The sequence below is a fragment of the Paenibacillus sp. J22P277 genome, assembly GCF_059383675.1.
This window is the reverse complement of record NZ_JBXENS010000014.1, coordinates 1-26,816: the sequence shown is the minus strand read 5'-3', so window position 1 is coordinate 26,816 and position 26,816 is coordinate 1. Positions and strand designations below refer to the sequence as shown.

General features: G+C 44.5%; 33 protein-coding genes, 1 rRNA gene and 3 pseudogenes. 32 read left to right on the top strand and 5 right to left on the bottom strand.

Annotated features, from left to right (window positions below):
* Positions 1–289 precede the first annotated feature (289 nt).
* Positions 290–502, top strand: coding sequence for a hypothetical protein (locus AC50YL_RS34380; protein ID WP_494837882.1), 213 nt, complete (start codon positions 290–292; stop codon positions 500–502).
* A 23-nt stretch (positions 503–525) separates the two neighbouring features.
* Complete coding sequence (locus tag AC50YL_RS34375; protein WP_494837881.1) at positions 526–2,049, top strand: DNA cytosine methyltransferase; 1,524 nt, start codon at positions 526–528, stop codon at positions 2,047–2,049.
* Positions 2,050–2,124: 75 nt separating this feature from the next.
* Here the strand turns inward: AC50YL_RS34375 and AC50YL_RS34370 are convergent, their stop codons facing one another.
* On the bottom strand, positions 2,125–2,640 hold the full coding sequence (locus tag AC50YL_RS34370; protein WP_494837880.1) for a hypothetical protein: 516 nt from the start codon (positions 2,638–2,640) through the stop codon (positions 2,125–2,127).
* An 87-nt stretch (positions 2,641–2,727) separates the two neighbouring features.
* Positions 2,728–3,252: a hypothetical protein gene (locus tag AC50YL_RS34365; protein WP_494837879.1), complete on the bottom strand. Its 525-nt coding sequence runs from the start codon at positions 3,250–3,252 to the stop codon at positions 2,728–2,730.
* 617 nt (positions 3,253–3,869) lie between these two features.
* On the opposite strand from AC50YL_RS34365, the gene AC50YL_RS34360 reads away from it, so the two are divergent.
* The 12 genes from AC50YL_RS34360 (at position 3,870) to AC50YL_RS34305 (ending at position 13,677) form a co-directional block, all read left to right on the top strand.
* Positions 3,870–4,205: a hypothetical protein gene (locus AC50YL_RS34360; RefSeq protein WP_494837878.1), complete on the top strand. Its 336-nt coding sequence runs from the start codon at positions 3,870–3,872 to the stop codon at positions 4,203–4,205.
* Between the two features lie 82 nt (positions 4,206–4,287).
* Positions 4,288–4,851 carry a hypothetical protein gene (locus tag AC50YL_RS34355; RefSeq protein WP_494837877.1) on the top strand — a complete coding sequence of 188 codons (564 nt, stop codon included), beginning with the start codon at positions 4,288–4,290 and terminating at the stop codon, positions 4,849–4,851.
* Between the two features lie 332 nt (positions 4,852–5,183).
* The gene (locus tag AC50YL_RS34350) at positions 5,184–6,434 is read left to right on the top strand and encodes a DnaJ domain-containing protein (RefSeq protein ID WP_494837876.1); all 1,251 of its coding nucleotides are present in this window, start codon (positions 5,184–5,186) and stop codon (positions 6,432–6,434) included.
* A gap of 463 nt (positions 6,435–6,897) precedes the next feature.
* Positions 6,898–7,404: a GNAT family N-acetyltransferase gene (locus AC50YL_RS34345; protein WP_494837875.1), complete on the top strand. Its 507-nt coding sequence runs from the start codon at positions 6,898–6,900 to the stop codon at positions 7,402–7,404.
* A 203-nt stretch (positions 7,405–7,607) separates the two neighbouring features.
* Positions 7,608–8,033, top strand: a complete 426-nt coding sequence (locus AC50YL_RS34340) for a hypothetical protein (protein WP_494837874.1) — start codon at positions 7,608–7,610, stop codon at positions 8,031–8,033.
* Positions 8,034–8,158: 125 nt separating this feature from the next.
* Positions 8,159–8,998 (top strand): GNAT family N-acetyltransferase, encoded by an 840-nt coding sequence (locus tag AC50YL_RS34335; RefSeq protein WP_494837873.1) that lies wholly within the window; start codon positions 8,159–8,161, stop codon positions 8,996–8,998.
* Positions 8,940–9,647: a hypothetical protein gene (locus tag AC50YL_RS34330; RefSeq protein WP_494837872.1), complete on the top strand. Its 708-nt coding sequence runs from the start codon at positions 8,940–8,942 to the stop codon at positions 9,645–9,647. Before AC50YL_RS34335 ends, AC50YL_RS34330 begins: the two co-directional genes overlap by 59 nt.
* A gap of 302 nt (positions 9,648–9,949) precedes the next feature.
* Complete coding sequence (locus AC50YL_RS34325) at positions 9,950–10,714, top strand: methyltransferase domain-containing protein (RefSeq protein WP_494837871.1); 765 nt, start codon at positions 9,950–9,952, stop codon at positions 10,712–10,714.
* Positions 10,715–10,950: 236 nt separating this feature from the next.
* The gene (locus AC50YL_RS34320) at positions 10,951–11,502 is read left to right on the top strand and encodes a hypothetical protein (RefSeq protein ID WP_494837870.1); all 552 of its coding nucleotides are present in this window, start codon (positions 10,951–10,953) and stop codon (positions 11,500–11,502) included.
* A gap of 176 nt (positions 11,503–11,678) precedes the next feature.
* Complete coding sequence (locus AC50YL_RS34315) at positions 11,679–12,239, top strand: RNA polymerase sigma factor (protein WP_494837869.1); 561 nt, start codon at positions 11,679–11,681, stop codon at positions 12,237–12,239.
* Positions 12,217–13,026 carry a hypothetical protein gene (locus tag AC50YL_RS34310; RefSeq protein WP_494837868.1) on the top strand — a complete coding sequence of 270 codons (810 nt, stop codon included), beginning with the start codon at positions 12,217–12,219 and terminating at the stop codon, positions 13,024–13,026. Before AC50YL_RS34315 ends, AC50YL_RS34310 begins: the two co-directional genes overlap by 23 nt.
* Positions 13,027–13,272: 246 nt before the next feature.
* The gene (locus AC50YL_RS34305; RefSeq protein WP_494837867.1) at positions 13,273–13,677 is read left to right on the top strand and encodes a hypothetical protein; all 405 of its coding nucleotides are present in this window, start codon (positions 13,273–13,275) and stop codon (positions 13,675–13,677) included.
* 228 nt (positions 13,678–13,905) lie between these two features.
* Here AC50YL_RS34305 and AC50YL_RS34300 read toward each other — a convergent pair.
* Positions 13,906–14,106: pseudogene (locus AC50YL_RS34300) on the bottom strand (IS110 family transposase); the annotation flags it as partial.
* A 42-nt stretch (positions 14,107–14,148) separates the two neighbouring features.
* Here AC50YL_RS34300 and AC50YL_RS34295 point away from each other — a divergent pair.
* From AC50YL_RS34295 to AC50YL_RS34280, 4 genes and pseudogenes are all read left to right on the top strand, one after another.
* Complete coding sequence (locus tag AC50YL_RS34295) at positions 14,149–14,391, top strand: hypothetical protein (RefSeq protein WP_494837866.1); 243 nt, start codon at positions 14,149–14,151, stop codon at positions 14,389–14,391.
* A gap of 76 nt (positions 14,392–14,467) precedes the next feature.
* A complete protein-coding gene (locus AC50YL_RS34290; RefSeq protein WP_494837865.1) occupies positions 14,468–14,755 on the top strand; it encodes a hypothetical protein in 288 nt (95 codons plus the stop codon).
* 255 nt (positions 14,756–15,010) lie between these two features.
* Positions 15,011–15,158 (top strand): annotated as a pseudogene (locus AC50YL_RS34285) (DUF2199 domain-containing protein); the annotation flags it as partial.
* 85 nt (positions 15,159–15,243) lie between these two features.
* Complete coding sequence (locus tag AC50YL_RS34280) at positions 15,244–15,516, top strand: DUF7674 family protein (protein ID WP_494837864.1); 273 nt, start codon at positions 15,244–15,246, stop codon at positions 15,514–15,516.
* A 377-nt stretch (positions 15,517–15,893) separates the two neighbouring features.
* On the opposite strand, the gene AC50YL_RS34275 is transcribed toward AC50YL_RS34280, so the two are convergent.
* Positions 15,894–16,388 carry a hypothetical protein gene (locus AC50YL_RS34275; protein WP_494837863.1) on the bottom strand — a complete coding sequence of 165 codons (495 nt, stop codon included), beginning with the start codon at positions 16,386–16,388 and terminating at the stop codon, positions 15,894–15,896.
* A gap of 808 nt (positions 16,389–17,196) precedes the next feature.
* Here AC50YL_RS34275 and AC50YL_RS34270 point away from each other — a divergent pair.
* The 3 genes from AC50YL_RS34270 to AC50YL_RS34260 are packed head-to-tail and all read left to right on the top strand — an operon-like array spanning position 17,197 to position 18,953.
* Positions 17,197–17,922 (top strand): restriction endonuclease, encoded by a 726-nt coding sequence (locus AC50YL_RS34270; protein WP_494837862.1) that lies wholly within the window; start codon positions 17,197–17,199, stop codon positions 17,920–17,922.
* Between the two features lie 18 nt (positions 17,923–17,940).
* Complete coding sequence (locus AC50YL_RS34265) at positions 17,941–18,267, top strand: hypothetical protein (RefSeq protein ID WP_494837861.1); 327 nt, start codon at positions 17,941–17,943, stop codon at positions 18,265–18,267.
* Positions 18,252–18,953 (top strand): hypothetical protein, encoded by a 702-nt coding sequence (locus AC50YL_RS34260; protein ID WP_494837860.1) that lies wholly within the window; start codon positions 18,252–18,254, stop codon positions 18,951–18,953. Before AC50YL_RS34265 ends, AC50YL_RS34260 begins: the two co-directional genes overlap by 16 nt.
* 323 nt (positions 18,954–19,276) lie before the next feature.
* On the opposite strand, the pseudogene AC50YL_RS34255 reads toward AC50YL_RS34260, so the two are convergent.
* A pseudogene (locus AC50YL_RS34255) lies at positions 19,277–19,894 on the bottom strand (glycosyltransferase).
* Between the two features lie 1,413 nt (positions 19,895–21,307).
* Here AC50YL_RS34255 and AC50YL_RS34250 point away from each other — a divergent pair.
* The 11 genes from AC50YL_RS34250 to AC50YL_RS34200 all read left to right on the top strand — a co-directional run.
* Entirely contained in the window at positions 21,308–21,502 is a 195-nt protein-coding gene (locus AC50YL_RS34250) for a hypothetical protein (protein ID WP_494837859.1), read from the top strand.
* 76 nt (positions 21,503–21,578) lie between these two features.
* A complete protein-coding gene (locus tag AC50YL_RS34245; RefSeq protein WP_494837858.1) occupies positions 21,579–21,848 on the top strand; it encodes a hypothetical protein in 270 nt (89 codons plus the stop codon).
* Positions 21,845–22,588 carry an LPD29 domain-containing protein gene (locus AC50YL_RS34240; RefSeq protein ID WP_494837857.1) on the top strand — a complete coding sequence of 248 codons (744 nt, stop codon included), beginning with the start codon at positions 21,845–21,847 and terminating at the stop codon, positions 22,586–22,588. Before AC50YL_RS34245 ends, AC50YL_RS34240 begins: the two co-directional genes overlap by 4 nt.
* 48 nt (positions 22,589–22,636) lie before the next feature.
* Positions 22,637–22,789, top strand: coding sequence for a hypothetical protein (locus AC50YL_RS34235; RefSeq protein ID WP_494837856.1), 153 nt, complete (start codon positions 22,637–22,639; stop codon positions 22,787–22,789).
* 166 nt (positions 22,790–22,955) lie between these two features.
* Entirely contained in the window at positions 22,956–23,144 is a 189-nt protein-coding gene (locus AC50YL_RS34230; RefSeq protein ID WP_494837855.1) for a Spo0E family sporulation regulatory protein-aspartic acid phosphatase, read from the top strand.
* Positions 23,145–23,489: 345 nt separating this feature from the next.
* Positions 23,490–23,669, top strand: a complete 180-nt coding sequence (locus tag AC50YL_RS34225) for an antitoxin VbhA family protein (protein WP_494837854.1) — start codon at positions 23,490–23,492, stop codon at positions 23,667–23,669.
* Positions 23,662–25,278: a zeta toxin family protein gene (locus AC50YL_RS34220; RefSeq protein WP_494837853.1), complete on the top strand. Its 1,617-nt coding sequence runs from the start codon at positions 23,662–23,664 to the stop codon at positions 25,276–25,278. The genes AC50YL_RS34225 and AC50YL_RS34220 overlap by 8 nt, the downstream gene beginning before the upstream one ends.
* A 16-nt stretch (positions 25,279–25,294) precedes the next feature.
* The gene (locus tag AC50YL_RS34215; RefSeq protein ID WP_494837852.1) at positions 25,295–25,417 is read left to right on the top strand and encodes a hypothetical protein; all 123 of its coding nucleotides are present in this window, start codon (positions 25,295–25,297) and stop codon (positions 25,415–25,417) included.
* A 71-nt stretch (positions 25,418–25,488) separates the two neighbouring features.
* Positions 25,489–25,962: a hypothetical protein gene (locus AC50YL_RS34210; RefSeq protein WP_494837851.1), complete on the top strand. Its 474-nt coding sequence runs from the start codon at positions 25,489–25,491 to the stop codon at positions 25,960–25,962.
* 14 nt (positions 25,963–25,976) lie between these two features.
* On the top strand, positions 25,977–26,294 hold the full coding sequence (locus AC50YL_RS34205; protein WP_494837850.1) for a helix-turn-helix domain-containing protein: 318 nt from the start codon (positions 25,977–25,979) through the stop codon (positions 26,292–26,294).
* 462 nt (positions 26,295–26,756) lie between these two features.
* A 16S ribosomal RNA gene (locus AC50YL_RS34200) occupies positions 26,757–26,816 on the top strand; the annotation flags it as partial.

Below are 26,816 nucleotides of genomic sequence, written 5' to 3'. Positions count from 1 at the left end.
CAAGAACGGCGGCCTTGTTTTGGCAACGCCTGCCGCGCAGCTGGACGCTACCAAATCCCTCCGGCGGTCAAGGGGCTTTCGCGGCATAGCCTCCCTGGCGGTCGGTATTCCACGACCCCTTGACGCACCGAGCCATCTACCCCCAGCACGCCGCTTGCGCGCCGCGTGGGGACCCCTAGATGGCGATTGGGCCGCGATTTTCCAAATCGCTTTTTGGTATTCGTTTGCCAAGCGGCAAGCTGATGGGGCCGCAGCCCACATTTGATGAACCAGGAGGTCGCGATACAAGATGATCACAAACTATAAGCGGCTGGTGCAAGACCACATTTACATGGTGGAGGATTCAGAAGGGGAGAGGCACCGCCTGCAGTTTCGCGGCTATGGCTACAACGCGGAGTGGTACGAGGACGAGCTGGTGTTTTGGGAACCCGGCACATGGGACGTTATCTGCTGGCCGGCATGCGAATTTCAAGGCGCTACCCTAGTTACGGTCTCATCCTAATCCCCTAGAAGGAGCTGTTGCCCATGTTAATTAAATCGAGAAACGCCAAGCTTTCCGCGCGCGGCATTTATCTGCAGGACCGGCAGTTGAGCGAAAGCGTCTTCCAACCCGGCACGCACTTTAAATACGTCATCGACAACGCCAATCGGAAGATCGTTATTCTGCCGAGTGAGGAGGGCAACACCGTTTCGAAGCGTGATGCGGTGCAGCCGGTTTTGGACATCCGGCATAAGGAAGCACTAGGTGCCTTCCAAGGCTGCGACTATCTGCAGGTCGAGATTTTCAATGAGCAGATCGTCGTTAGCGGCTATCTCGAGCAGGACCAAACGCTGCTGTCCAAGACAGCGCGTTTGGTCAGGCAATTCACGCCATCCAAGCAAAAGGTCCGGGACATTACGGATCTGCTTCGGGTCAAAAAGGAATTTGAGGTTGTCCTGTCCAAACAGGATCTGGCCCGCGCGGCCGGCGGCTATGAGCAAATTGACTTTGACTTCTCGGAAGTCGAGCAGACGTCCTCGTCCTTTCGCCGTTCGTCGGTTACGCAGCTCGAGCAGGCGCTTAAAAACCTGCACATTCCACTTCATGTGGATAGTCTGTTCAGCGGGGCTGGTCTGCTTGACCTGGGCTTTATTCAAGCCGGTTTCGAGATTGTCTACGCGATCGAAAAGGACCCTGAGGCGGTCATAACCTATCGCGCGAATATCGGCAAGCACATCGATGAGGCGGACATCACGAAGGTCGATTTCGCGAAGTTCACGTCACCGGTGATGATCGGCGGCTCGCCGTGTCAAGGCTTCAGCAACGCCAATCGGCACAATCAGTTTCTCGATAATCCGAATAACCGACTGGTACGCGCGTTTATTGATGCTGTGAAGGCGAACGCCAATTGCCAAGTTTTCCTGCTGGAAAATGTCCCTCAGCTTCTGACTGCCGGCGGCGGGCGGTTTAAGGACGAAATTCTGGATGAGCTGTCTGCATTCAATATCGCCTACGGAAAGTTGAACGCTGCCGATTATGGTGCGTCCCAAGCGCGCGAACGTGCTATTTTCATTGGCTCCAAAATCGGACGGATCGACTTGCCTGCACCGACGCACGCCGATCGGCACATCTCGGTTCGAACTGCGCTTGCCGGGCTGACGAATCAGACGCCTAATCAGCGGGACGTTTCGAAGCATAAACCCATCACGATTAAACGCATTAAGAATGTTCCACCCGGTGGAAACGTGTTCGACATCCCGCAGGCCATCCGGCCATCCGGCCAGCACAGTGACCAATATAAGCGCCTGCGCTGGGACATGCCTTCGGTGACGATTGTCAATCCGAAAAAAGCAATGCTTCTCCACCCAGAAGAGGACCGAGCACTGTCCGTTCGTGAATGTGCCCGGATTCAGGGCGTTCCGGATGCCTTTGTTTTTCACGGGACGCTTGGTGCGCGGCAGCAACAAGTCGCGAACGGCGTGCCGATCGCGCTTACGCAAGCGATCGCGAATGTTATTCGTCAGACTATTATGAAGCTAAATCTTCACCAGCGCCCGAGACTCGCTTAAACGCTCAGGGCGCTTTTTTTCGTCCTGCGTCCGAAAAAGGTTGCCCAGCTATCCGCTGGCCTTTGATTAGGTATTCTAACTTGCCAAACTGGACAGTTCTTTTAGCTTGTGATTCAAGTCATAGCTTACTTTCCATTCTTCATTGACCTTGAGCATCGTTAATACACCTGTTATTTTAATTTCCTTCGAAGTGCCGTGGTCATTTGTTAAAACCAAGACCATGTCATAGTTTAAATCGATGGTTCCTGTTTTAGAATCTTGACTCGATTCAAAGTGAATTTTCTCTGCTTTGATATTCGATTTTTTTGCCTGAGCTATTTGCTGAGGGAGGGCAATCACTCGGTTCGCCATGTGACTGTTATAAAATTGTTCAGTTACAAAGGGTTTAATTTCATCTGCTTTTAGCTGAACAGCTTTTAGGGTTTCGGGAAATGGGTTTTTACGGTAATCATCGACTTTAAACTCGACTTCCTTGTATTTAGTCGCAATTTGAATCGCTTCTTTTTCATTAAGTTTTGAATTCTTGCATCCCGCTAGGGCAGTACACACAATAACAAACAATATGGTGATCATTAATTGTTTTTGATTCATGGTTCACCTCCGACCAAGAGGATCTCTATGAGCTGCTTCTTTGATTCCACTTCCACGACTCCTTTGGCGTAAGTTTCCCGTGAGCAACTAAGACTTATTCATTTTGGCTTGCTCAGCAATCGTCAACGCTAATTTATCTAAATCCATATTCGAAAAAAGCGAGCCTAAGATACTAAACGAATAGTCCCCGACTGAATAGTTGTCCATTATAAACCGGTCTAATTCTCTCCAAAACGACCGTTTTCCTTCTTGATTCCCCCGAATTACAAGTTTACTGCTGGAGCGACCTGAAATGAGTTCAACTTTGTTTATGCTGCTCCAGCTGAACGTTTTACTTCCAAAAGATGTTTTGTATTCAAGCGCATCGTTCGTCATTTTTAAATAGGGTTTATTCAAGAAAGCCCCAGCGATCCATATGTATGCAAAAAAAACAGCAGCTATTAACCATAAGACGTTCAACGTTATTTTCAGCTGGTCCGCACCAGGCATCCAGATCAGCCCCAATAACGTGCAGACTGTTAATAAAAACAATACGTGAAATGTCCACTTTGGTTTAGCTTGCTGATAGAAGGGTAACGCATACAATACTTTTTTGTTTACTGATTCTTTCATTCTACTCTTCCATCCTCCAATAAAATCTTTCCCTGTTTAAGAGTACGATGTCGTTCATGTCTTCCATACAACGATACTCATCGTTCGCTCCCTCAAACGTAGCAATCCATCTATATATTCGTTTTTCATTCATCTTCTCCTTTTTCAACTTCGACTTCATGAAAGATCGGAATTCTCTGGATCCCCAGCTCGATCAGTCGGGAGGACCGAGCGAACGACCAGCTCTAATTCGGGCAAAGGCGCCCGATTAAGAACCGGTAGCTTCCATCGCTTCTCTTTACCTTCTTTGCGTTCCGATGCAGGGCACGCGGCCATCATTTCCACTACGCTGCCGCTGCGTTCCAATCATGGCCGCGCCGGGAGTGCGTTTTGTACGATGGAAAGTACATTACGATTCCAATTTTATGCTAATAATTTCAGGGTGGTCTATAAATAAGTACAGACAAGCAAAGAAGAAGAAATAAATATGGCGACTGTCTGTGCTGAATACACACGTCAACTATTACGTGAATTGAACTAACTGGGAACGATTAGAGCAGTTTGCCCGGCGACAGCCTCTCCATTTTTCGTTACGATTACGGGTAAGGTAGCCTAAAGCAAGGTGGATTGGTTTGATAGTGAATATCTCGATAGAAGAACTATATGAACTATTTGTAGATACAATTAAGAAATGTGGAACTTATTTACTTAGTTCTAATGATTCGGAAATCGGATATTACATCTTTGAAGAGTTCGATATTGGTGTTACATCCTTTTTACATACCGATAACTTACAAAAGCTATTCCAAGCTGGGTTAATTAGTAACGAGGTAATGAGTAAAAGCTCAACTTTAAGAAGCATGGTTTTAGAATTACAGGAAGGTGATGAATGGAATATTAATGCGGTAAGGAACTCAACTCAATGGAATAAAGTACTTAAACTGGCTGACGACATCGGTACGTCGTTAAGCTAACGGGAGACGTTTGTGAAGTCCTTTTTGTTAAAGTTAACTGAGGCTATAGAACGATTTGAAAATAAGGAACGGAGAAATAGCATTGAAAAGAGCTGCTTATTTTATTGTTGTTCTGATAGGCTGCGCATTGATAATATTCCTTTTCAACCATTATCATGCGAATAAAGACACTTACTTGCAAGTCGTAAATCGGCAAGGCTATACATTGAAAATTACTCAAGAACCTGTTCCAATTCAATTATCATTGGAACCAAAGTGGATGAACGAGGAGGGAACGTGGAACGTTAAGCTGCTGGAAAAGGCAAATACGTCCTTTATTCTTAAACGGACGGAGATATTGAACGGAGGCGTAACTTTCACAATCACCATTCAGCCGAAGATGGAACGATCTACGGGAACATTCCTGTCTAACAGGGTGTATGAAGAAGTTGGCGGTTACCATTATTACGCAAAAGCACCATTATGGAAAATCTATCGCCAGGACGGTCGTCAGCTCGACATAGACGTGATCGCGAACGGTCAAGGTGATAGGCAATTCTCGTTTACACTGAGCAAGGAAGGGCTTGAGGAATCTGCGGAAATCGCCTCGCGGGGACTGGATGTCCAATTCAATGGAATTGTCTTATATGAATATGGCCGATCCTAGTATATGCGTTAGTACGTTCGCTGCACTAACGGGAGACGATAGTTGAATGGAGAGGCAACGTCAACCGGCTCACGATCGGCTGCCGTTTACCATTGAAGTAACGGGCAGAAAAGTGCGATTACTTTCCTCATTTGAGGAAAACTAGGTTGCTATTGGCCAACAAAATACATCATTGCAGCTCACTAATTAAATAAACGGTTCAAACCTCCAACGTGTTAATATATGGATAATAGTAATTTCATCATTCATGGTGAGGGCGTGTTTTGGTGGGGAGATTCGATATTGTAACATGTACCAATTGCGGAATTGAAAACAGGGTATTGTCTGAAAAAATGGAATTCGCGAAATGCGCTGTTTGCAAAAAACGATTAAAAGGTGGCACATTATACGAGGTGCTCGAAATCCATCAAACGGCTTCACCAGAGGGGATTAGAGAAGCGTATCGGAGATTGGCCATGCATTGGCACCCAGATAGAAATATAGACAATGTTAAAGTTGCAACGGCAAAGATCAAACAAATTAAAGCTGCTTATGATGTGCTCTTTAATGAAGTGAGCCGTGCAACATATGATTCCATGCTTAAGAAACAATCCAATCAAGGAACGGAACAAAACAGCTCCTCAAATACATCCCATTCTAACACCTCATCTCAACATACAGAAAAGCAAAATGAAAACAGGCAAAATGCTTCTTATTCGAAACCGAAAAAGGATAATGCCCACACAACGAACATGGGAGGAAATAAGACAACAAAGAACTCAGAAGCAAATACTGAAGATACTGCATCGACTTCCGCACAAAGTCATTCCACTCATCCAGCACAAAAAAGGAATAAAGAAATCAATATCAAATTTACGCCACTTCGCATCGCATACTCCGTTTTTTTACTCGCATGTATGGTGGTATTCATAGTAGTGTTTGTGTCGGATAAAGGCGGATCTTCGATTGCGGCGGTGGATACAGCGACTAATGAACAATCAGTGGATACTCAAGCAGTCTCTGCAGCACCAGTAAGGCAAGCACAAGATACTGACAAAACCCAAGTGGGTGAACCCCCTAAACAACAATCCATCATGTTTCAGAATGATCGACCAGTCCTCACATATAAAGAATCCGACGCGATTGGCGCCAGTTATTTCTTTCCGAATAGTGGCGGCAACGGGGAATTCACTATAGCGCCTGGCGACCGGGTGGAAGCATTTAGTGGCGAAAAGATCAATATTGATTTCGACGTCCCTTTTGAAGCGGATCCTTTAATAATGCTTAATGACCTTAAGATTGATGGCCTACCAACTGCAACAAATCCCAATATCACTTGGATCACTTTCACCGCAGCTGAAGGCGAGAATAAGGTAAGCATTACGGTTGATAGTTCGACATACGAATATTTTTTTGATGTTACGATCGAAACAAAGCAATCATCTGCAGCAACTTCGTCGAGATCGGACACCAATTCGTCGTCTAGTGTCTATTACAAAAACTGTACTGCCGTTCGCGATAATGGAAAGGCGCCACTATATGCCGGTGATCCGGGCTACAGCAGAAAGTTAGATCGCGATGGAGACGGAGTAGCCTGCGAATGAGTGATTATATAATCGATACGATACTCGATAGCACACAAAAATAACCATCGCATAGCGTATAGTTATTTTTGTGTTGAGAATCGATGGGTAATGGGATAAAGTTCTTGTAATTTATTGTAAGAGAACAAGAAAATCTATGCTTAAGAAGCGGTTTCCGCGGTTTTTTATTTTTAGGGATACAACTTCTTGTCCTTTTCAAAAGACAAGAAGTTGCATTGTGTTCCGAAATAGGACATAAGAATGATGTGTTCTCCACAAGAGCAGAACAGTACATATTTGGGGTTCATTTTTCATGAATTCATACATCATTGGGTCCCGTAATTCGGTATATTGAATACATACGTGGATTGAAGTCAGCCGAATGAATGATTCGGCTGACTTTACTTAACTAACAGGCAGTTTAGTCTCGTTAGATGTGGTAAAATGTGGATGTGAGTTTAGTCCTTAAGATGGGGGCGATCTAATGAAGGTAAAGGAAGCATCCATTGAAGATGCAGAGAGAATTGCATTCGTACATGTTAGTGGTTGGAAAACAACATATGCAGGCATTATGTCTGAATCATATTTATCAGGTCTTTCTGAAGAGAGCAGGACAAAGAACTGGATCTGGACTTTTGAAAATCGTGCAGATCATGAAAAAGTATTTATTGCTGAAGACATTGATGGCAAGATTGTTGGGTTTTCAAGCGGTGGCAGAAATCGGAACCAGGAATTCTTGCATGACGGAGAGCTATATGCCATTTACCTATTAAAAGAATATCAAGGCTTAGGAATAGGAAAAATACTTTTCAAAGCAATTGTTGAATCATTAAAAGCTAATGATTGCTCGTCGATGATGCTATGGGTACTAAAGGATAATCCATCTCTAGGGTTTTACAAATCTCAAGGTGGTCAACCTCTAGGACAGAAAGATATTACAATCGGGACGGATAGTTTGGTTGAAATGGCCATTGGTTGGGATAATATATAACCGATTTCATTCAACTCCAAGCGGGAGACTATAGTTGAAATGAGACGTAACGGCAGTCGGTCAGATGATCGGCTGCCGTTGTCCATTGAAGTAACGGGCAGTTTACCGCAACTAATGGTGATTTTTATCGTCATTATAGGTAGGGTAGGAATAAATTTACATTCATTAAGCGTTTTACTATGAAGAAAAGGAGTAGATAAAATTTGCAACGCACTTTATATCTATTTGTATTAGTTATTATAATTACGTCCGTTACATTTATTGCGGGCTGCCAAGGAGAAAGCAATAAGGATACTTTTCCTGAAGTCGGGCAAAGGTTGTCAGAAAGTATAAAACAAATTGATAAACAACCTGGTATAGTTTTAACTGGGTTCGCTGCCAACCCCCAAGAGAAATTATATAAAGTTGGAATTGAATATGACCAGAGTCAAATAGGCAATGAACAATTAAAACAAATTGTTACTGATTATCTCAGATATGCTGCTTCAAACTCGTCGACTTCAAACAATTGGGAAGAGATGCTTAAACCATATCAATTACGCATTGAAAAGTTAGGCGATGCTCAAAAAACACCTGTGATAGCTGAAAAAGACATCGGCTCAACAGAAATAAAATGGCAATTTGAATAAAATAGCGCCTCAAGGTGGATTAAACTAAGTACGATAGAGGAATAATCACCTGGTCGAGGCTGTCAATATGAACGGCAAGTGAACACAGATACTGAGGATGTATTTTTTGAAAGGAGTTGATGTTTTTGGGAAAATTCACTGAGGAAAAAATGTTGCATTTGATTTCTCTTATCTCGACCGGTGCAGAATACTACGTTAGAGATGCAATCCAAGAGAAAACAGTATCGGTCATCTTTTATGAGGAGTCCATACAAACTCATGGTATCTATTGTTTGGTGGAGAATGATGATTGTATAATTGCATATGCTTCTTTCATCAAATACAAAAAGAGCGACGCGTTATTTGAATTAATTAAAAAGAAAATCAATCCTTTTTTAAAGGATACTGAAACAAGAGAGGTCTGTTTTAATGTAAATGGGAAAAATAATGAAATAATAAAATTTGTGAGAGAGCTTGGATTCACAACGGATATGGAAGGTTTCCAGTTGAAGTTTTCCAACAACAACGAAGTAACCCTCTCAGGTCAGTTATTGTTTATGGAAAAAGGATTCACGCCAGATATGCTCGGAGAATATATTCAATTATTTGATAGTGCATATTACGAATTAAATAAAGAAAATGGTTGGAGAACAGATAGTTGCCAAAGAGATCCAGAACAATTTCTGAGAACATTCAATGGATATGAATTGGATGAACAGGTGCAATCTTTTTGGTTGAGCGAGCAATTGATTGGAGCTTATGTTACACAGGGAGAATATATTCGTGATTTTGTTGTAGATCCCAAATTTCAAAACTGCGGATATGGAAGTATCATACTAAAGAGTTGTATTAACCGTATGAATTTGCAAGAGGCAGAGAATATCTACCTTCGTGTAGCTAAATCCAATGTTGGGGCCAAAAGATTTTATGAAAAAAATGGTTTTATTGAAATTGCTAGTTTTGCTGATCATACTTACGTTAAATAATTCATTCCAAAGGTTCGTTAAGCTAACGGGGAACGATAGCACACCACGACATGACGGCAGCCGGCTACGCGATCGGCTGCCTTTATTCATTGAACGGGCAGGATTGCGCGGTAAATTCCGAGAATATATAAAAATCAAATTAGGGGCGGTAATGGTTGTGAGGCTCTTCAAAAAACAAATTTATGATCAACTAACAGTCGAATTGAACGTGGAAGTAAGCAAGAAATATATGAACGTGTCTAAATACAAGCGTGTACTGACTCCAGTAATACTCGAAAACGTGTATCTCTATGTCAATGAAATCAGGATAAATGAACATGCTGATGAGGTATTTGTTATAACGGAATTCTTTAATTCCCTAACACATGAAGGGGAATATCCCATGTTTACATGCTCTTGTGGCATATTTGGTTGTGGTGGGTTTTATATTGATATCTATCACAAGAAAAATGGGGTAATTTGGGTTACAAAGCAGTCCACTAATAAAGAGCATATATTCACTAGGGAAAATGTCCGTAGCGTTGCTGAAAAGCTTATTCATGAACTCTCAGATTTAAATGACTTACGAAAAGAGAATGGTCTCCAAGCTTATTATGACATTCAGGCTTTTAAATCAATGCTCGAAGTATTTCTAAACAAACCAAAGTGATTCAGCTAACGGGACACGATAGCTGAATGAAGACTTAACGGCAGCCGGCCACGCGATCGGCTGCCGTTGTCCATTGAAGTAACGGGCAGAATAGTGGAATTAAGTTAGTCTGATCGTAGACATATATTACTCAGTAAGTTATATTGAAATTACTAAATATGGAAGAGAGTGATTGCAATGAATACAAATACTAAATTTGAAAATACATTAAATTTCGAGGTGCGGAAGGGCTAATAAAGAATTCTTATTATTAACCTTCCGTGTGTGTAAAACACATTTAAAACATGGAGGGAACAACAAATATGTTGTTTAATAATGTTGAATCGTATGAAGGTATTCTAGCGGAAACTTACGATATGCGAACGGCTAGTTCGTCCGATGACAGTGAGTTCTTCAAAAAAATGATTTTAGAAGTTCCAGGAGCTGCCTTGGAGCTTGGATGTGGTACTGGAAGATTAATGTTGCCCTATCTGGACGCAGGTCTTGATGTTGATGGGGTTGATTGTTCTAAAGACATGTTAGATATATGCAAAGCTAAGGCTGAGAAAAGTGGGCAGTTTCCAGTTTTGTATGATCAATACATGCAACATCTTGATATCCCTAAAAAGTATATGACAATTTATATACCAGCGGCTTCGTTTATTCTCTTATCAGACAGAGAAGACGCAATGAATGCATTAAAGAGTATATACGAGCATCTTGAACAAGGTGGACAGACATTAATCCCTTTATTTGTACCAAAAGATCTGTTCATAAATAAAGGTGCTGAATGGGCAACTGGTTTTAGGGGTACAAGAAGCGACGGATCGGATATAGTCGTAAGTTCCAAATCAACTTTTAATTTTCTTGAACAGATACAAGTTAAGATAGAGCGATATGAAATTTTTAAAGATGGTCTCTTAATTGATACTCAGTATAGTACAACTAAAATGCGATGGTTTTTTAAGTATGAGTTTATCATGATGCTTGAGAAGGTCGGTTTCAAAGATGTTTCTGTTTATGGTGGATATTGTTTACAAGAAGTAAATGAAGATCAAAATTTTATGATTATAAGAGCAAGAAAGTAAGTGTAACGCAAAATCACAAAGGCTGCCTAATGGCAGCCTTTGTTGTGGAATACAATTAACTGAACTCCGATTGTTAAACTATCGGCGAACGATATTGCGAAGACTAGGAACAAATCACCGTGGCAGGCGTTGAAGTAACGGGCAGTTTAGCCAAACAAGCCGATTAAAGGAAAAAGGTGGAATGATGACGTTCAGAGTATATAATTGAGATAGTGGTCTTTGTTAGGAGAGGTGTAATGAAGATTAATAAATTTTTAATTTCACTCGTCATTGTTTTTCTTGCCGTTTCTCTCATCTTTTTGTTATGGCTAATACAGCAAAATAAGCCGCTAAATGATCAAATTAAAAAGGTGATTTCAGAATCAGATTCGAGTTATAGCGAATTAATACATATCCATGTAGATAGAGATCGGACGTTAGCATTTTATAAAACCAATAAGTCAGAATTATGCGTTGTATTACTCCATAAAAAGCTTCGTGGATATCAATTGAGTGGTTATATAAATAAAAGTTCAATGTTTACTGATCAAGTCTTGAGCTGGCAGGGATCAGAAAATCAAGAATCAAATATTCATATCCTTTATGGAGTAGTTGCAGATCCAGAAATAACTCAGATTCTTTTGATAAGCGAAGGTGACGAGACAGCGCACATTATTAAAAATGGAGAATATTCAATATGGTATTCGTTAATTGAAAATGAATTGAAGATGCCTATTACTATTCGAGCAACAAACAAGGAAGGAAAAGTATTATACGAGACTGGTGATGTTGCGTTTTGGAATAATTAGAACTCCCTGTTCATTACGCTAACGGGGAACGATAGTTCAACGAAAAATGGAGCAGTTTGCCGGCGGCAGCTGCTCCATTTTTCATTAAGCTAAATAGACAGTCACATTAAACTAGCCTCGATGGTTATATATTGTGAAGACATAAAGAAGTTTTGAGAGAAAGGAGGTTTGCAAACATGGAGATGAAGGAACTTATCAAACAGGTACTCAACGGCGACAAGGATACTTTTAAAATAATTATTCGAAAGTTTCAGCAGAAAATATATACTTTCTCTTATTTTATGCTAGGTGATCGGCAGGAAGCGGAAGATGCAACGCAGGAGGTCTTTTTTAAAGCATATCGGAATTTAGCGGGCTATCGTCATGACAGTGAAGATTTATTTTTGGCATGGCTGTACAAGATTGCGACGAATCATTGTAGCACCTTGCTGAAGAGAAAAAAGAAGTGGTATCTCCTGATGCCGTTATTTCAAAACGATGGTAATGAGAAGAGTGCGGAACAGACTTTTTCCGATCAAGACGATATTCATCTGAAGTGGCTCAAAGGTTTATCAGCAGCGGAAAAGGAGATTTTAGCGTTACGAGTCATAGAAGATCGACCCTTTGAAGAAATTTCGCGTATATTGGGCATCAGTTCAACTACAGTACGAAAGCGATTCGAACGTCTTAAGGTGAAATTAAAAAGAAATAGAGTCCAATTGGAGGGCACACGATATGAACAGCGATATGAATGTTAATAGTTTAATTCGTAGAATGAAAGAGACATGGCTACCTGAAGTCGACGTAAGCACTGAGGTGATGCAAAAAGTATATTCCTTCCATGGGAAGAATCGTCTTCATAGGCAGCAAAAAAGGGCATTTAGAATCAGCAATGTCGGGATTGCGATGTTTGTATTGTTGTTTATTGCTACTGCATCAGTTAGCGCGGCTACCCTCTTTAAAACCAATTGGAATGGAGTCCAAGTTGAAATCGGTGATAATGACAAAGATACGGCTACACAAGCTGATAGCAATGAACCATCCTATAAGCAAAAGCTTGAAACAGCTCTATCAAAATCGGCTGATATTTGGAAGACTATATCTTTAGAAGAAGCTGAGAAACAATTTGCGTTCCCCCTATTGAGACCGCAAGATAGCGAATTTACACTTGTAAAATCGTTCGGTGTCATCGCCCAAGATACCAACTATCGTGTGAAGTCGGCAGAAGAATTGTGGTTGGGCGGGTTTTACGATTTATTCCAGTGGAATCAACAGGATATCGTGGTAAGTCAAAATCTGGACGTTGAAATATCGGAAACTTTACGGAATTCGGAGAAAACGATGTCCTTGACCTTTCAAGGAGCTCCGTGGGAGAATGTCGAAGTGGCTGATGATACACTTGCCATGTTTACGGCTAACGGTAGCGATAATTTGCTGATATTAAAGTACAAAACGGCCGACCGTAAAGTCATTTCAATAGAATTTGAGGGAGATATAGCAAAGGAAGATTTGGTTGAACTTGCAAAGGCGTACGTAGGAAAATAGTTGATTAATTAAGGGTACTTTAAAAGGGATTAAGCTAACGGAGAACGATAGCTCAACAAAACACGAAGGCAGCCGGTCAGTGAAAATGATCAGCTGCCTTCGTTCAAATAACGGGCAGGATAGTTCCAATTTACGGTATAATAGGCATGTAAAGGAGTGAGTCTTATTCGTATTTGCTTCCCCCTTCTATTTCTAAGCATCCTGCTCATCTTAGGAGGGTGCCAAAAGACCATAAGTACGCAACCCGTGTATTGGTCAACCACCAAGGAAGAGGCGCTTTCGCATTACAAAGAGCAGCTATCACAAGTGAATGAGACGTATCTTGAAGTCATGCTGACCACAGGTGATTCTGTTGTATTGGTGCAGCGAAAGCCTTCCACCTATGCCATCGGGGAATTTTATAGAAATCAGAGCCAGTATGCCTTTGAACGAACCTCAGCCTGGGTGGCTATAGAAAACACAACAGGCGCCATGTGGACGTTCACCACCAAAACAGGTACCGATTATACGCTGAAAATCGCCAAGAGTCGAGAGGACACAAGTAGTTTCTATAATGAAGAGGTCGGCGTCTACTTGACAGTGAGCAAAGGAGACCGCGAGTATAACGACAAAAACACAACCAATCTTATCACCGCCGCAAGTTTGCTTTAATAGGCAGCTCAATACGTACATGGTGTTGGCATATCGGAAAGTTATCGTAGATGAAGACTGAGCCGAAATTAGATTTGCTTGGTTAATTATTCATCTATACCAGCCAATAGGTGTCAAGAATTGAGTGATTAACATCACTTCGAGCAGCAGTTATACTAGAAAAATAGCAACCTAAACAACCTTCCGAGTGTGTGATGAAGGTTTTTCTTAAGATTCATAAATGTGTCACTAAGTAAGATCTATGAAGGTCGTTTGATTTTTCAAAAGAGCGAAAATCCAATGAAGAAGCTTATTTGCACTAGCGATTATCGCCACTTTGTGTCCTTTGCCTTCGGTTCGTTTCTTATCGTAAAATGCCTTCACCTTTTTGTTCACTGAAAGCCTCAGGCCACAACGAACGGCCAAGAACAGCGCGAGCCGTGGCCGAGTGGGGCTTTCGCCAACACTTACTGGTGGGGAGTGGCTCTTACCATGAATCAAGAAGATACAAAAGATCAAGCATATCAGCTAGGTCAGTACAAAGAAGGTTTAGCGACTGAGTCTGTTATTGCTGGAATTATAGCAGGAATCGTTGGAGGTCCGGTTGCATGGGCTGCTGCTGCTGGGGCTATCCTAGCTCTTGGTAACTCGTTAGTAGCAAATAGCTTGAATGCCCATAACAACCAATATGGTGTGACACTAAATTTACACTGGTTACCATTCACATATTATTAGGTTACCGAAAATAATCCCATACAATACTAAAATGATGTATAACTAATTAAAATCTGAGATTAAGGGAAGTGATTCTATGACTGGTCAATTAACTGCATTATTAAGTGTCCAAGGACTAATGCTTTTTTATGCCATCATAGCCGTTATTGGAATATTCTTTTTGTTTAAACGTAAAGAAAAACAAAAAGCCAATAATTCAATGTCAGTTTACTTCCTGGTGTTCATGACTATTGGAGCAGCTGTATTGCTCATTTCGGATTTCAAAAACAGAACTTCTTCATTCTCAATGCCTTTTTCTTTGATGTTTATTATCATTCCGCTGGCCTGTTTGGCTCAAATTAAAAGGACTCAAAACAAAAGGTAAAAGATGCTGTCCCAAAAGTGGTTTAATCATTTGGCGGACAGTATAGCTACTGTAACAACCACGAAAATAAAAGAAATGGCGGTGTGGGGAGGCTATCCCCGTACCGCCATTTTATATTTTTCGTCCATTGCTGCTTTTTCACCAAATTATAGGCAACCGAAAGCCATCCTTTTGGGAAAAGAGCACAGTGAGGCCGCCGCGGGTCTATTATTGATATACTGGATTTATGGAGGAGGGAATCTTCAGGTCCTCCACAGGGCAGATGGACTTAAACCATATATTGAGTTGGAAGCGACAGACCACCTGCTGGCGGTAGAACAAAGAGATGGAATTACAATCGAACGTGTTCCAAATAGCTGCGCAGCTATGTATCAATAACAAGAACGATGATTCATTAAGCTAACTGGGAACGAGAATACAACGACGGCAGGTTGCTGTCAGCCCGATCCGCTTGACGACAGGTTTGTGCCGGTAAGGAGATTGTGAGCGTGGCAAATGAAATGGTGTACACTACTGTTATAGAAGAACTCTTAATTACAGTACCTGAACTAAAGCCACTCTACGCTGAATATACGTATATGTGGTTCGATGACTACCTGCCATATGTGGTCTTTGGTTTGGTTGTCGTTCCAACCATGGATGAACTTCTTCAATATGATTGGCAAAGCTCCGTGTTAAAACGGATTTTCGATTTTATAGAGATAATGATGCAAAGTAAGTACAAAGATGTTCGAACCCTCGCCGCGATAGAAATTTCATGAGTGTTCATAAACATGATGTCGGGAAGAGATGGTACGAGCAAATGCTTCGAGACGAGCACCCAACAAACATCTACATACCGAAAAGGGACGACGGATATGAACGGTATATCTCACTTGCCCAAATCGTCAGTTTTCATAAAGGTTCCCTTCTACAATGTGTATGAAGAGATTGATCCGGACAGGCTATCCAAAGTTAGTGGTAGCTTGAACTATATTCTTGATCTTGGACTCATTGAACCGGATGAAGCAGAGCAAGCCCTTGAGGAAACTGGAACTGAATAAGATACATGGATAGAGGTCGGGAAAATAAATTTTCCATGGCCTTTTTATTTTTGTTGTTGTTTTCTGTAAAAAATAATATCGCTCGCCAGTATCCTTTATTTCATGCCTCGTAATTTCAAAATTTCAATAATCCCACGATTCCATTGTTCACTATTGGCAGTGGAATTGCGCTGGTTGTCTCGTTCATAAGTCCATAAAGAATTAGATAGTCCAATTAGATTCGAACTAACCACCTGTAAGCCATCTTGGCTTGGGATTAATCCTAACATATTGAAGAACCAATAAAGTGGAATTACTTGAGATGCTCCAATTAACTGCGCTGCCAGCTTTCTTAACGACATTTGAATTCCAATGATCTCATCGACCAATTTCTCATTATCCTTATTATTTTTGAAATCTATTGGGTTCATATATCTATTTGCGTAAAAGATCAGAGCGGAGGAAATCTCAGATTTGATTTTCCTGAAATCTGATAGTGGGTCAAGGACAAACTTCAAAAACAGTTGCGAAGTTAGGAAAAGCAGTAAACCTCCTACCAATGTTATTGACGCTGTAATAATGGCCTCTTGTAAAGAAAATTGTGCGCCCAAACTGAACACTCCTCTACTAATTTTACCCATATTAATCAAGGTAGCATATTAGCACTTCATTAGAAAAGTTGAATCAGGTTGTTCTTCAATTGACAGCAGGTTTCCACTGGAAGAAGAGCCAAGCGCACTGATAAGTGAGGGTTGTCGTAAAGAAAACGGATCGGGATTGGAGAGGTAATCATGCCATACCTTTCGTGCCTTCATGGTAACCCAGCTAATTGCTGGCTTTTGAAGGTTACCGGCTGCCGCGCAGCCTTCCCAAAAGGAAGCCATCGATGCCTCGATGCCTCGATTTAACGACTGTTGGAAGTAAAGCTGAAATGACAGTTTTGACTGTCATCTGCCCGGGTGTAAGCTTTACACCGCATCGTATTTCAAATGAATCAGGACCCGAACGTGCAATAAGATGCTATAATTTAGGTAAAAAGTCAGGGTGGTCAGGTGAGAAGTCACGGGATTGTTAGGGGAATAGATCGATTGGGCAGAATTAATCTTCCGATTGAGCTACTCCGCTTGCTTCAAATCGAAACTATGGACGGGCTGGAGTGCTTCATGGATGCCGAGACTCAAACGATCGCCATGCGGAAATACCTGGGTAGAGCATGTTTCTTCTGTAACGTTGAGGAAGACCTCAGTAACTTTCTAACCCATTTTGTTTATGGGTCTTGCATTACAGCTGCTGCTCAGTCTTTGGAGTAGGAATTGAACTTAAAGCTTATCCAGATGAATCTCGGAAGAAATTGTAGACTTATTTGCCTCACAGGAACACGTCAGTCCATCATTCAAAGAAATAAAGGAGATGTAAGACTTGTCAAGACGTAGAAAGAAGCAGCAGCGTGAGTTGGAAAATATGTTGGCCAACATATTTATGTTGGCGATTGTGGTCGCTTTTCTAGGGGTATCGTATAAAACCGGTTCATTCGTTTTAGCCGGCATTGCTTCCGGCGCCATCTTTGCCCTGGTGGTCGCCTTCCGAATCTGGCGCAATACCCAGCACACAAATCGCTTGAAGCAGTCCGGCATTACTGAGATTGATAAGATGGACGGCATTCAGTTCGAACAATACCTGTCGCTTGTCCTGAAGGCGCACGGCTACGAAGTTACGGTGACACGCGCAGCGAAGGACTTTGGGGCCGATCTTGTCATGATCAAAGCCGGTCGCAAAATTGTGGTCCAAGCCAAACGGCACAGCAAAACCGTCGGTTTGAAAGCTGTTCAGGAGGTCCAGGCGTCGATTGCCCATTACAACGCTGCAGAAGGATGGGTAATCGCGAACCGGGATTTTACGGATGAAGCGTATGCACTGGCCAAATCAAATCAGATCCGGCTTGTAAATCGGGAAGCACTCATCGAATTGATTTTGAAGCTGAATCCTGGTGTAGGCTCCGGCCCCGTTGCGAAGGCAGCTCCGATCTCACCAGGAGAACGGACGTGCAAGCGATGCAATAGCAGATTGATTCCGCGGAATGGTAAACAGGGACCTTTTATGGGTTGCAGTTCATTTCCGAAATGTAGATATATAGAATCCATTTAAAGAAAAGAGGCGGACTGAGTGTACAGTGAACTCGTCACTTATTTGCCAGAGCAAGTTCCCGATCATCTTTTTACTCGCAATGAATTGAAAAAAATGGGGCTTGTCCCAACACGGGAGCTGGAAGCATTGGTTTCTTACCCAGAGCAAAGGCGTCAATACCAGCTCTACAATGTGGCGGCAACTAGGAGTCCGAAACAGCAAGGTGGATTTTCACTTGTACCGAAGGATTACTCCATCGCCCAGGTACTTGCGAAACGATGGCATGCAATCCAAGTACGTAGACTGCAGTTCGGGGAAAATTCTCCGAAAGAGGAGTTGGGGGGGCCTAAATGTGGTGGTCAATAGCAGCAATCGGAATTGTTTTGCTCCTTGGTGTACTCAGCATGCTATACGAATATTCTCAGGAGACGAAGAAGAACGATTTCACGCTGGAATATATTAAAACCTTCAGAGATTTTTGTACTAGTATGCAACAGCAACGAGGAGCCTTTGACAACGAGAAGTATGGTTGGCTGCGCTTGAACCTCTCGAAAATGCAAAATATGATGGGCGGTTATGGTATTGCTCGGAACTACCGCCCGCCTTTTTCTAACATTATGTTTAGCCATTATCCGGTGCTGCTTAATGGGATTACAGACATTAAAAATCAATATCTGCAAATCAATCATGACTTTGGTGGATTAAGTTTTGAATATAAGTGGCTTGCGGAAACCATTAGTATGGTGGATGATACACTATTAACCTATTTTGGTGCCCAGGGTAACGCCATAGACGACCTAAAAAGGCAGTCAAAAAACCCACTCATTTGGCTTAGAGAAGGAGTAAGATTCGTGGTTACCAGCCCGATATCTCTCATGTATTGGTCAGGTCTCATACGATATGGAACGTATAGTAGCTTATCCAACAATTTCTTCGTTAAATTTCTATCTTTTTTGATCGCTATACTCGGGACTGCAAGTGCAATCCTTGGTATTGTCACTGATTATGAGCCATTTACTCAGATAATGGGTTGGGCACATTCCGGAAAGTAGCAAACGGAGGAGCTTTGCCGGGTAAGGGTTCAACTGGAAAAGGAACTTGCAGCTGCAAGTTCCTTTTTTATGGGCTAGAAGCTAGGTTGGGGGGAAATGTCTCTGATTGCATCTCACAGATCTAATATGGGCGAATCTTTTTACCATATCGTAATACACTTGTTTCTTGTCATAATAGGAGTCATCGATTTTCGCAATGTCATACACTGTAGATTGTAGTTCTGATAGACCGGTAGCAGCCATTCTCCCCCGCGGATTTCCGATTGCAGTTCTCGAGAGCCTTATCGATAAAGATGGATCTCATTGAGATTCGATGATGCTTCTTAGTTGTTATCTCCAATCGGCGCGGGCTGAAGCTCTGCCATGCGCCGTTTCCACAATGTATTTTTCTTGATTTTGTACAAGTTGTTGTCAAGAACCTTTCGGTACAGCTTCAGCACCGAGTCCGTCAAGATGATGTCAGAATAGCGGGTTCTGGCATAGCGCCGGAGCCTGCGGGCATTTGGCAGCAGCTTGCGGTTCTCGACCTTCGCCGCCATGCCGGTGCTCGTGCGGCATAGCAGTTTCGGCATGCCTCGAAGTACTTCGGCGACGCCACCTTTCTTGAAGCCGAGCACGGGCGTGCCGCTTGCCATCGCTTCGATGAGTACAAGACCGAAGGGTTCATCTCAAGTCGAGGTGAACAGGACGCAGCTGGCATTAGCAAGAAGTTTGCGTTTGCGTTTTCCGCCCACGATTCCGACATAGCGGATGTTTTTGCCCAGATGCGGCTTGATTTTGGCGTTGAAATAGTTTTTGTCGTTCAGCGTGCCGGCGATGATGAGCCGCCTGCCCGATTTCTTGGCGACCTTGATGGCCAGGTGGACGCCTTTTTCCTTAATCAACCTCCCCAGGAAGAGCAGGTATTTCTGTTTGACAGTCTTGAACGTGTAATCGTCCATGCGGATGCCGTTGTGGACAGCGTAGCCTCGGCGCTTCCCGTATTTGCGCAGGATGAACTCGCTGACATAGACCGGAATCTGAACGCGCTTATTAATTCTTTTGGAATGCGATTGTCCGATGGTCGGAATCGGCCACGTCGCGCGGGAGGTTTTTAATGATGAAGTCGAGCTGTTCTTGCGGATCATTTGATTCGTATTCGAACGTTCGAGTCGCGTTCGAGGTTGATCCTTTCTTGGCGAACAGAAATACCTCGTGCCCCCGTTTGACCAATTCTTCCGTCAGATAATGAACCTCGCGCTGCGTGCCCCCGTAGTCCTTCGGCGGGACTGGAATTGTATTTGTCGAGATTAGCGCAATTCTCAAATGTCCCTCAGCTCCTTAGATAAGTGTCTTCCATGGGCATTCTTTGTAGAATATGAGTGGACTTTTGAGCAGGGCACGGCGCATTCAGAACTAAGCATTCAGGTCTACGCTTTTCAACTCTAGGATGCGAATGAGAGCCGGTTCTTGGCTCTGTTATGCCCGTTTTGATGACCCCCCAAGTACGCATTCTTTAACCTCCAAATTGAAGTCGTTTCCCAGCTCGTTAGTTGGGTGAGCCAAGCGAACGACTGGCTCTAAATCAGACAGAACGCGTTTAGTATGAACTGTTTGGTTCCATTCCCGCCTATCCTCCTTTGCGTGCCCCTTCCAAACCGTCTTAGGGCGGTTTTTTTGTTTAATATCGAAGGACCCGTGATTCCCTTATTCTTTTTCCTCGATTTGACCTTACAGGGCGCTCTTTAATTCTTTTTTTCATCTTGAATCCCCCAGCTCGTTTAGTCAGGAGGACCAAGCGATCTATCGGCTCTACGCCAGGCAAACCCGGCCTAGCCAAGACCCGGTAGGTTCCATTACTCCTCTTTCCCTCCTTTGCGTTCCGAAGCCAAGCACAGGCCATCATTTCTACTCCGCTATCGCTATGTTCCAATCATGTCCTGCTAGGGATGGGGCCGCAGATTGACTCCACGTTCGCTCCGCCAAACTGCGAAGGACACAAGAAATTGCAGAAGGAACGTTCTCGGCTGGCGCCAAGAACGGCGGCCTTTTTTGGCAACGCCTGCCGCTCTGCTGGACGCTACCAAATCCCTCCGGCGGTCAAGGGGCTTTCGCGGCATAGCCTCCCTGACCGGTCGATATTCCACGACCCCTTGACGCACCGAGCCATCTACCCCCAGCACGTCGCTCGCGCGCCGTGTGGGGACCCCTAGATGGCGATCGGGCCGCGATTTTCCAAATCGCTTTTTGGTATTCGTTTGCCAAGCGGCAAGCTGATGGGGCCGCAACCCACATTCCAATTCGGGAGCTGAACAAACATGGAAGCGAAACAAGCCTTATAAGCTTTCTTTGAAGAAAAACAACTCGAGGACCGCGTGTTCGTTGTCGAACATCGCGATTTGGTCCACGCGATCGACAGCTTGTTCTTACAGGAAGTGATCGTGAACCACACGCCGGCGCATGAGCAGGTGCAGATCCGGGCGGTCATCGCGCAGATCGATTTTCGGAACGGTGATGTGAATCACTTCTTGGAGCACCTGGCTGCCGCATACGTGATGATGAATTTTTGAGTCTCTGGGACGTTCCCTAATCCTTTAAGCCGATCGGCTGCAGCAAGTCTACGTTCTACTTTAGGAGCGATGAAGCATGATTCCAAAATCCTTTTACTTCAAACCCGAAACGACGCCGCCTGAAACGATGACGAAAGCCCAGGTCAACCGGGCGCGCAAAGTGCTGCAGAAGAAGCTTGAAGAGCAGTACACCGCGGCCGAGATTGACACCCTGGAATGGTACGTTGACCAGGAAACCGCGGAAACGTATACCTGGAAATTCCGGTTTCCGATGGACGGCAAGACCCGCACATTCACTTACATCAGAGCGACCAATTCCGTGGTCATTAGGAGGCAAGAACGATGAGTAATCGTGTATATGAATCCGCCGCAGAGACGGCCAAAAAAATCCGGGCAACGCTGAAAAAAGCGTTCCCTGGGTCGAAGTTCTCCGTTACGTCCAGCACGTACTCCATGGGCTCGAGCGTTTATGTGCGCTGGACGGATGGACCGATGTCCGCCCAGGTTGATGCCATACTGGATCGGTTCAAGTCCGGCACCTTCGACGGCATGCAGGACCTGTATGTGACGACCGGTTACGAGTGGGAGGGTCAACTCATTAGCGGCGCAAAGTACGTCGACGGCAGCCGCTCGATGACAGAAGAACGCCGCGCACGGATCTTGGCCAAGCTCAGTGAATCCGGTACTCCTGATCGGTGCGGTGATTATCGCGTGTACGAATGGGAGCAAGCCGAACGGGAGCTTATCGAGGCAGGCGAGCTGAACGGCTTTCCGTCGCAGCTGCCGGAGCCAGCGCCGGCGGCCGCCGTTATCGAGTCGGATCCGGAGCCGAATCCGGCGGTCGCGAACCCGGAGCCAGAAACATCGCGCACCGGCAATATCATTGCGTTCCCCATCCGCGATCCGGAAGTCGCCGCCAAGTTGAAGGCGGACAAGCTGCTGACATCGCTCACACCGGAACAGAAGCTCAAACTTCATGTCCTGCAAGCCATCAGCGGGCAGGAAATTTCACTGCAGGAGCTGCTGTCCAGCCCGCTGAGCATCGACGAGCTGTTTAAGGCTGCGGCCAATCGCGTTTATGGTTAAGCCGGTTCGCCGACTTTCTTTTTTCATTCCTGAAGGAGCTGAAACAGAATGGTTAATGTGGTGAATGGCATGGTAGGTTTCGTCTTATTCGTGGGTGTTATCGGGGTGACGGTTTGGTGCTGGCGGGATCTAATCCGCGAGACGGCAGCCATAGCCGAAGAAGAAGCGAAGGTACTCGGTTTACAGCAAGGGGACCTATAAGATGAGGCTTTCAAAAGATGTTGTTATCTAGGCTGATCGTTATGGCTATGCTGTGCTCCTAGCCTTGCTTATGCGGAACGTTTTTCAGCAGTTCGGTCGGGAAGAAAATGAATCGACCCAAAATTTCCAAGTGCTTACGAATATAACCACCTAGGGAGGGCACTACATGATTAAGCCAACGAAGCTTGAGACCGCGCGTGCCGAACTCCACGCGATCGTAAGGAAGCATGCCGGCAATCTTCAACATGAGGATGTGCAAGCCGCTTCCCAGCGGCTCGATCAGCTCATCGCCTGTGAGCAGCAGCGCAAGCAGCGGACAGCATTGAAACCAAAGAAGTCCCGCGATCGACACTAATATAACCGCTTGGTTAGAATCCCAGGTGCCGTTAGCCAAATGCGCCGCGTGCAGCCGTCAAGCGAGTGAGGATTACCTGGAGCGACCTTGACGAGCGGTTCCAGACGCAGACCCTAAACCGAATCCCGACCAACTTCGTTGGCCGGGCTGCCCCCTGCAGGGGAAGAGCGGTCCAGCGCGCCGCGCTGGTCGGCGGCGGGGCCGAGACCCCGCGAATTCCGCGGTTTTCGCTCAGGTTTTTGGCCCAGCAGCGATACTCGCGATACGGGAATACCCAGTAATACCAAGGATTTCATGTTATAATGGAGGGAGGTAACGATGATCACCGAATTCAGGAGGGGCCTTATGAAAATTCGACGCGCTTCAGATATCGAACGTGCGATGAAACGAGCAGAAGCCAGTTTAGCAATAGAAGGACTACACGTTTCGGAGGAAGGCAACGAGCTGATTCGGAAGAAACTTCGGGGCGAAATTACGCACGAAGAATTCTTGAAACGCGCTTTAGAGGTTGCCCGAAATGAGTGAGCAATCCAAGTACGAGTATCCAGGAACGGACGTCCTCATTAATTTAGCAGGTATCCAAGATGAAGCGTTGTTAAAACGCTATGAGGCTCTCGTCACGAAAGAGCGCTTGTCTCAGCTCGAGTTAAAGCCGGTACAAGGTTCGTTTGACTCGGATCACCTGAAGGAGATCCATCGTTATCTTTTTCAGGATGTCTATCCGTTCGCCGGCAAGATCCGGGAAGAAGATATCGCCAAAGACTTCTTTACGTTCGCGCCCACGCAATTCATTGAATCCTCGGCTAAAGATCTATTCGGGCAGCTGCAGCGAGAAGGGCATTTGAAGGGCATGGATCCGGATCGGTTTGCAGATCGAGCTGCGCATTATATGGCAGAATTAAATGTGCTGCATCCGTTTCGTGAAGGCAATGGGCGCACGCAGCGCGAGTTTACTCGGCAGCTCGCCCAACAGGCGGGTTATGATTTGGATTGGTCCGCTTTAGATACGGAACAGGTCTTACATGCTTCGATTCGTTCGAAGGCGGATACCTCTGAATTGGCCAAGCTTATCCGGGAAGGAATCACCCCCCTTGCTCCGCAAACGTCGTTGGAAACGACCAAAGACGTATTTTTTCGGAATGGCGAGTATATGGCCAACCGTCAGCAAGTCCATCAGGGTATCATCAATGAATTATTAGCCGCGGTGCAACCGGCGATTGAGCAGCCTTTAGTGATTTATCTTGGCGGCGGTTCCGCAGCCGGCAAAACCTCGATTTCGCAAATGCTCATCCAATCCTTTAAGGATGCTAATGAATCGGTGCTCCTGATCGATTCGGATAAAATTAAGACTATGCTTCCGGAGTATAACAAGCTCATCAAACAGGATCCCGAGAACATGGCCCGGCAGCTGCACGACGAGAGCAGTGATATTGCCAGCCGATTATATGAAGCCGGTATGAATAGCCGTGTTAACATGATCCTGGACGGGACGATGAAGAACGCAGAGAAGTACGAAGGATTCATCCGGGCGGCACGGGAACATGCGTACAGCATTTCGGTTGTTATTGCTGACGTCTCCCTGGAAGAAGCCTACCGGCGGGCTGATATCCGCTATGAAATCGAGCAGCGACGAGTACCGCGGGAAGTTATTCAAGCATCGCACAAGAACGTGCCGAACACATTCAGGCAGATTGAAAACAAAGTCGATTCCTTCTATTTATATGATACGACCGAGAGGCATCCACAGCAATTTTACGTGAAGTCGAACGGGAACGTTCTGGTTCAGAATGATAACCGTTTAGCGGAGTTTTTTGCGAAAGCGGAGCTCGAATATGAGGTTTTGCTTTTGAGGGATCTCCTAAAAAAGGTTGACGGCATGCCTTCGATCCGAAATACGGTCGATCTCGACGCGGCGACCTTAAACCGGGAAGTCGTGAACCATAAAATCGTAAAACGAGGAGATGGCCAGCAGCTGCAGGTCCAGCTAAAAGGCGACCCGCAGAAGCTGAACATCCAGATGGATCCGGCACCGCATTTAAACAAAGGCATGAAAGATCAGATGATTGACCAAGCAGCCAAAGGTATTATAGGCCCTGCAGCAAGCCGCGGAATGGGCATGGATTTTCAAATGTAGGAAGGAGGAACGCGCAATGAAGATGGACAAATTGATGAAAGACTTCGAAGAAAAGAAAGCGGAAGCCTATAAAGAATTACTCGAGAAGGAACAAAAAGAGCTGCAGGACGCGAGGGATAAAAAGAAATCCGATCAATAGAAATAGGCACTGGCCAGAGAGGGGACCGGGCGATAGCGAATTGACATTTTATATCGCGCGTGATATATTTAATGGGAATCATCATCGAATTCGCGATTGATTTACAGACGGGGAACAAGCCAGTTCTGGACGAGTTAAACCAATTAAGAGCTCTAGCGCAAGCAAAAGATGCGGATGCGATCTGGATTCTGTCACGTATCGTGCGAGCTTTGGATTTTACGCGTCGTCATGGCATACCGCATTCACTGAATCAGCAACTTATGGATGTGGATGATTTGGGGGCGCCATTCACGCTGACGACACCTGTTAAGGCGTTAAAGCATCATCCGCCGATTCATGAGCTTCGGGTAAACAAGCGAGATCGAGCCGGCGCATTTCGCGCACTATTCTTTCCTTATTCGCATCAAGGCGATCAAATTCTAGTTTTTACGCGATCGGTGATGAAACAAGCAACCGCCGATCCGGACTTTGATCTTGCCGTCACCGAAACAGAAGCCATGCTGCCCGACTTTTTGAAAGATCCGAGCAAGTACATTACTCTTTGAAAGGGTGAATGACCATGACAAAGAAAGCCGGCCAGGATTTTAACGATTTCATGGAGGCGTCGAATCAGATTCCAGAAGTGCGGGAATATCTTAATTCCTTCCCCGTTATCATTGGCGACCTTGTACTGGCTCGACGTCTACAATTGGGGTGGACCCAGCAAGAGCTTGCGGATAAAGCCGGAACCATTCAAGCCCGTATTTCGAAAATTGAAGCCGGCGATGATGGCGTCAAGCTGGGTACGATCGGCAAAGTGTTTCATGCGCTTGGCTTGGCCGGCTTTACGCCGGATTACCGGGAAGAGGCTGCAGGTCACGAACTGAGTTTCGTTTAAACTCATATAATAATAAAAGGGAAGAAGCGAGAAAGCGCGCTTCTTCCCTTTCTGCATGCATAAACCGTCACATCACGAACAGAACCTTGAGTCCACAAGCACTCAAAAATGCATCCATTGTAATCTATTCTATTGGGATCGCCTTATAAATTCATTATAGGACCGCTTTCAAAATCGCGAAATAAAATGGCGATTTTTTATTCGTAATTTATAATATCAATAGAAAAAATAAGCTAATAAATCAATAATAAACGGAGTATGACGATTAAAACGAAAAATATTTTATAATAATGCTTGCAATCGATTAAATAATCGTGATAAGATACAGTTCCGGTCATGAGCCGGAAGAAAAAGAGAAAAATTTGTTCCTTGAAAACTGAACAATGAGCGACCTGTCAAAAGGTTATAAATGTAAGTCAGCGATGAGCTAACAAGCACATCCTGAAAATGGCTTCGGCCACTTTTATGGAGAGTTTGATCCTGGCTCAGGACGAACGCTGGCGGCGTGCCTAATACATGCAA

Bases quoted from the DNA above. Each gene is read 5' to 3' on its own strand.
- AC50YL_RS34380 (WP_494837882.1), top strand. From the start codon at position 290: ATGATCACAAACTATAAGCGGCTGGTGCAAGACCACATTTACATGGTG.
- AC50YL_RS34375 (WP_494837881.1), top strand. From the start codon at position 526: ATGTTAATTAAATCGAGAAACGCCAAGCTTTCCGCGCGCGGCATTTAT.
- AC50YL_RS34370 (WP_494837880.1), bottom strand. From the start codon at position 2,640: ATGAATCAAAAACAATTAATGATCACCATATTGTTTGTTATTGTGTGT.
- AC50YL_RS34365 (WP_494837879.1), bottom strand. From the start codon at position 3,252: ATGAAAGAATCAGTAAACAAAAAAGTATTGTATGCGTTACCCTTCTAT.
- AC50YL_RS34350 (WP_494837876.1), top strand. From the start codon at position 5,184: ATGGAATTCGCGAAATGCGCTGTTTGCAAAAAACGATTAAAAGGTGGC.
- AC50YL_RS34345 (WP_494837875.1), top strand. From the start codon at position 6,898: ATGAAGGTAAAGGAAGCATCCATTGAAGATGCAGAGAGAATTGCATTC.
- AC50YL_RS34330 (WP_494837872.1), top strand. From the start codon at position 8,940: ATGAAAAAAATGGTTTTATTGAAATTGCTAGTTTTGCTGATCATACTT.
- AC50YL_RS34325 (WP_494837871.1), top strand. From the start codon at position 9,950: ATGTTGTTTAATAATGTTGAATCGTATGAAGGTATTCTAGCGGAAACT.
- AC50YL_RS34320 (WP_494837870.1), top strand. From the start codon at position 10,951: ATGAAGATTAATAAATTTTTAATTTCACTCGTCATTGTTTTTCTTGCC.
- AC50YL_RS34315 (WP_494837869.1), top strand. From the start codon at position 11,679: ATGGAGATGAAGGAACTTATCAAACAGGTACTCAACGGCGACAAGGAT.
- AC50YL_RS34310 (WP_494837868.1), top strand. From the start codon at position 12,217: ATGAACAGCGATATGAATGTTAATAGTTTAATTCGTAGAATGAAAGAG.
- AC50YL_RS34295 (WP_494837866.1), top strand. From the start codon at position 14,149: ATGAATCAAGAAGATACAAAAGATCAAGCATATCAGCTAGGTCAGTAC.
- AC50YL_RS34290 (WP_494837865.1), top strand. From the start codon at position 14,468: ATGACTGGTCAATTAACTGCATTATTAAGTGTCCAAGGACTAATGCTT.
- AC50YL_RS34260 (WP_494837860.1), top strand. From the start codon at position 18,252: ATGTGGTGGTCAATAGCAGCAATCGGAATTGTTTTGCTCCTTGGTGTA.
- AC50YL_RS34245 (WP_494837858.1), top strand. From the start codon at position 21,579: ATGATTCCAAAATCCTTTTACTTCAAACCCGAAACGACGCCGCCTGAA.
- AC50YL_RS34240 (WP_494837857.1), top strand. From the start codon at position 21,845: ATGAGTAATCGTGTATATGAATCCGCCGCAGAGACGGCCAAAAAAATC.
- AC50YL_RS34235 (WP_494837856.1), top strand. From the start codon at position 22,637: ATGGTTAATGTGGTGAATGGCATGGTAGGTTTCGTCTTATTCGTGGGT.
- AC50YL_RS34230 (WP_494837855.1), top strand. From the start codon at position 22,956: ATGATTAAGCCAACGAAGCTTGAGACCGCGCGTGCCGAACTCCACGCG.
- AC50YL_RS34225 (WP_494837854.1), top strand. From the start codon at position 23,490: ATGAAAATTCGACGCGCTTCAGATATCGAACGTGCGATGAAACGAGCA.
- AC50YL_RS34220 (WP_494837853.1), top strand. From the start codon at position 23,662: ATGAGTGAGCAATCCAAGTACGAGTATCCAGGAACGGACGTCCTCATT.
- AC50YL_RS34215 (WP_494837852.1), top strand. From the start codon at position 25,295: ATGAAGATGGACAAATTGATGAAAGACTTCGAAGAAAAGAAAGCGGAA.
- AC50YL_RS34210 (WP_494837851.1), top strand. From the start codon at position 25,489: ATGGGAATCATCATCGAATTCGCGATTGATTTACAGACGGGGAACAAG.
- AC50YL_RS34205 (WP_494837850.1), top strand. From the start codon at position 25,977: ATGACAAAGAAAGCCGGCCAGGATTTTAACGATTTCATGGAGGCGTCG.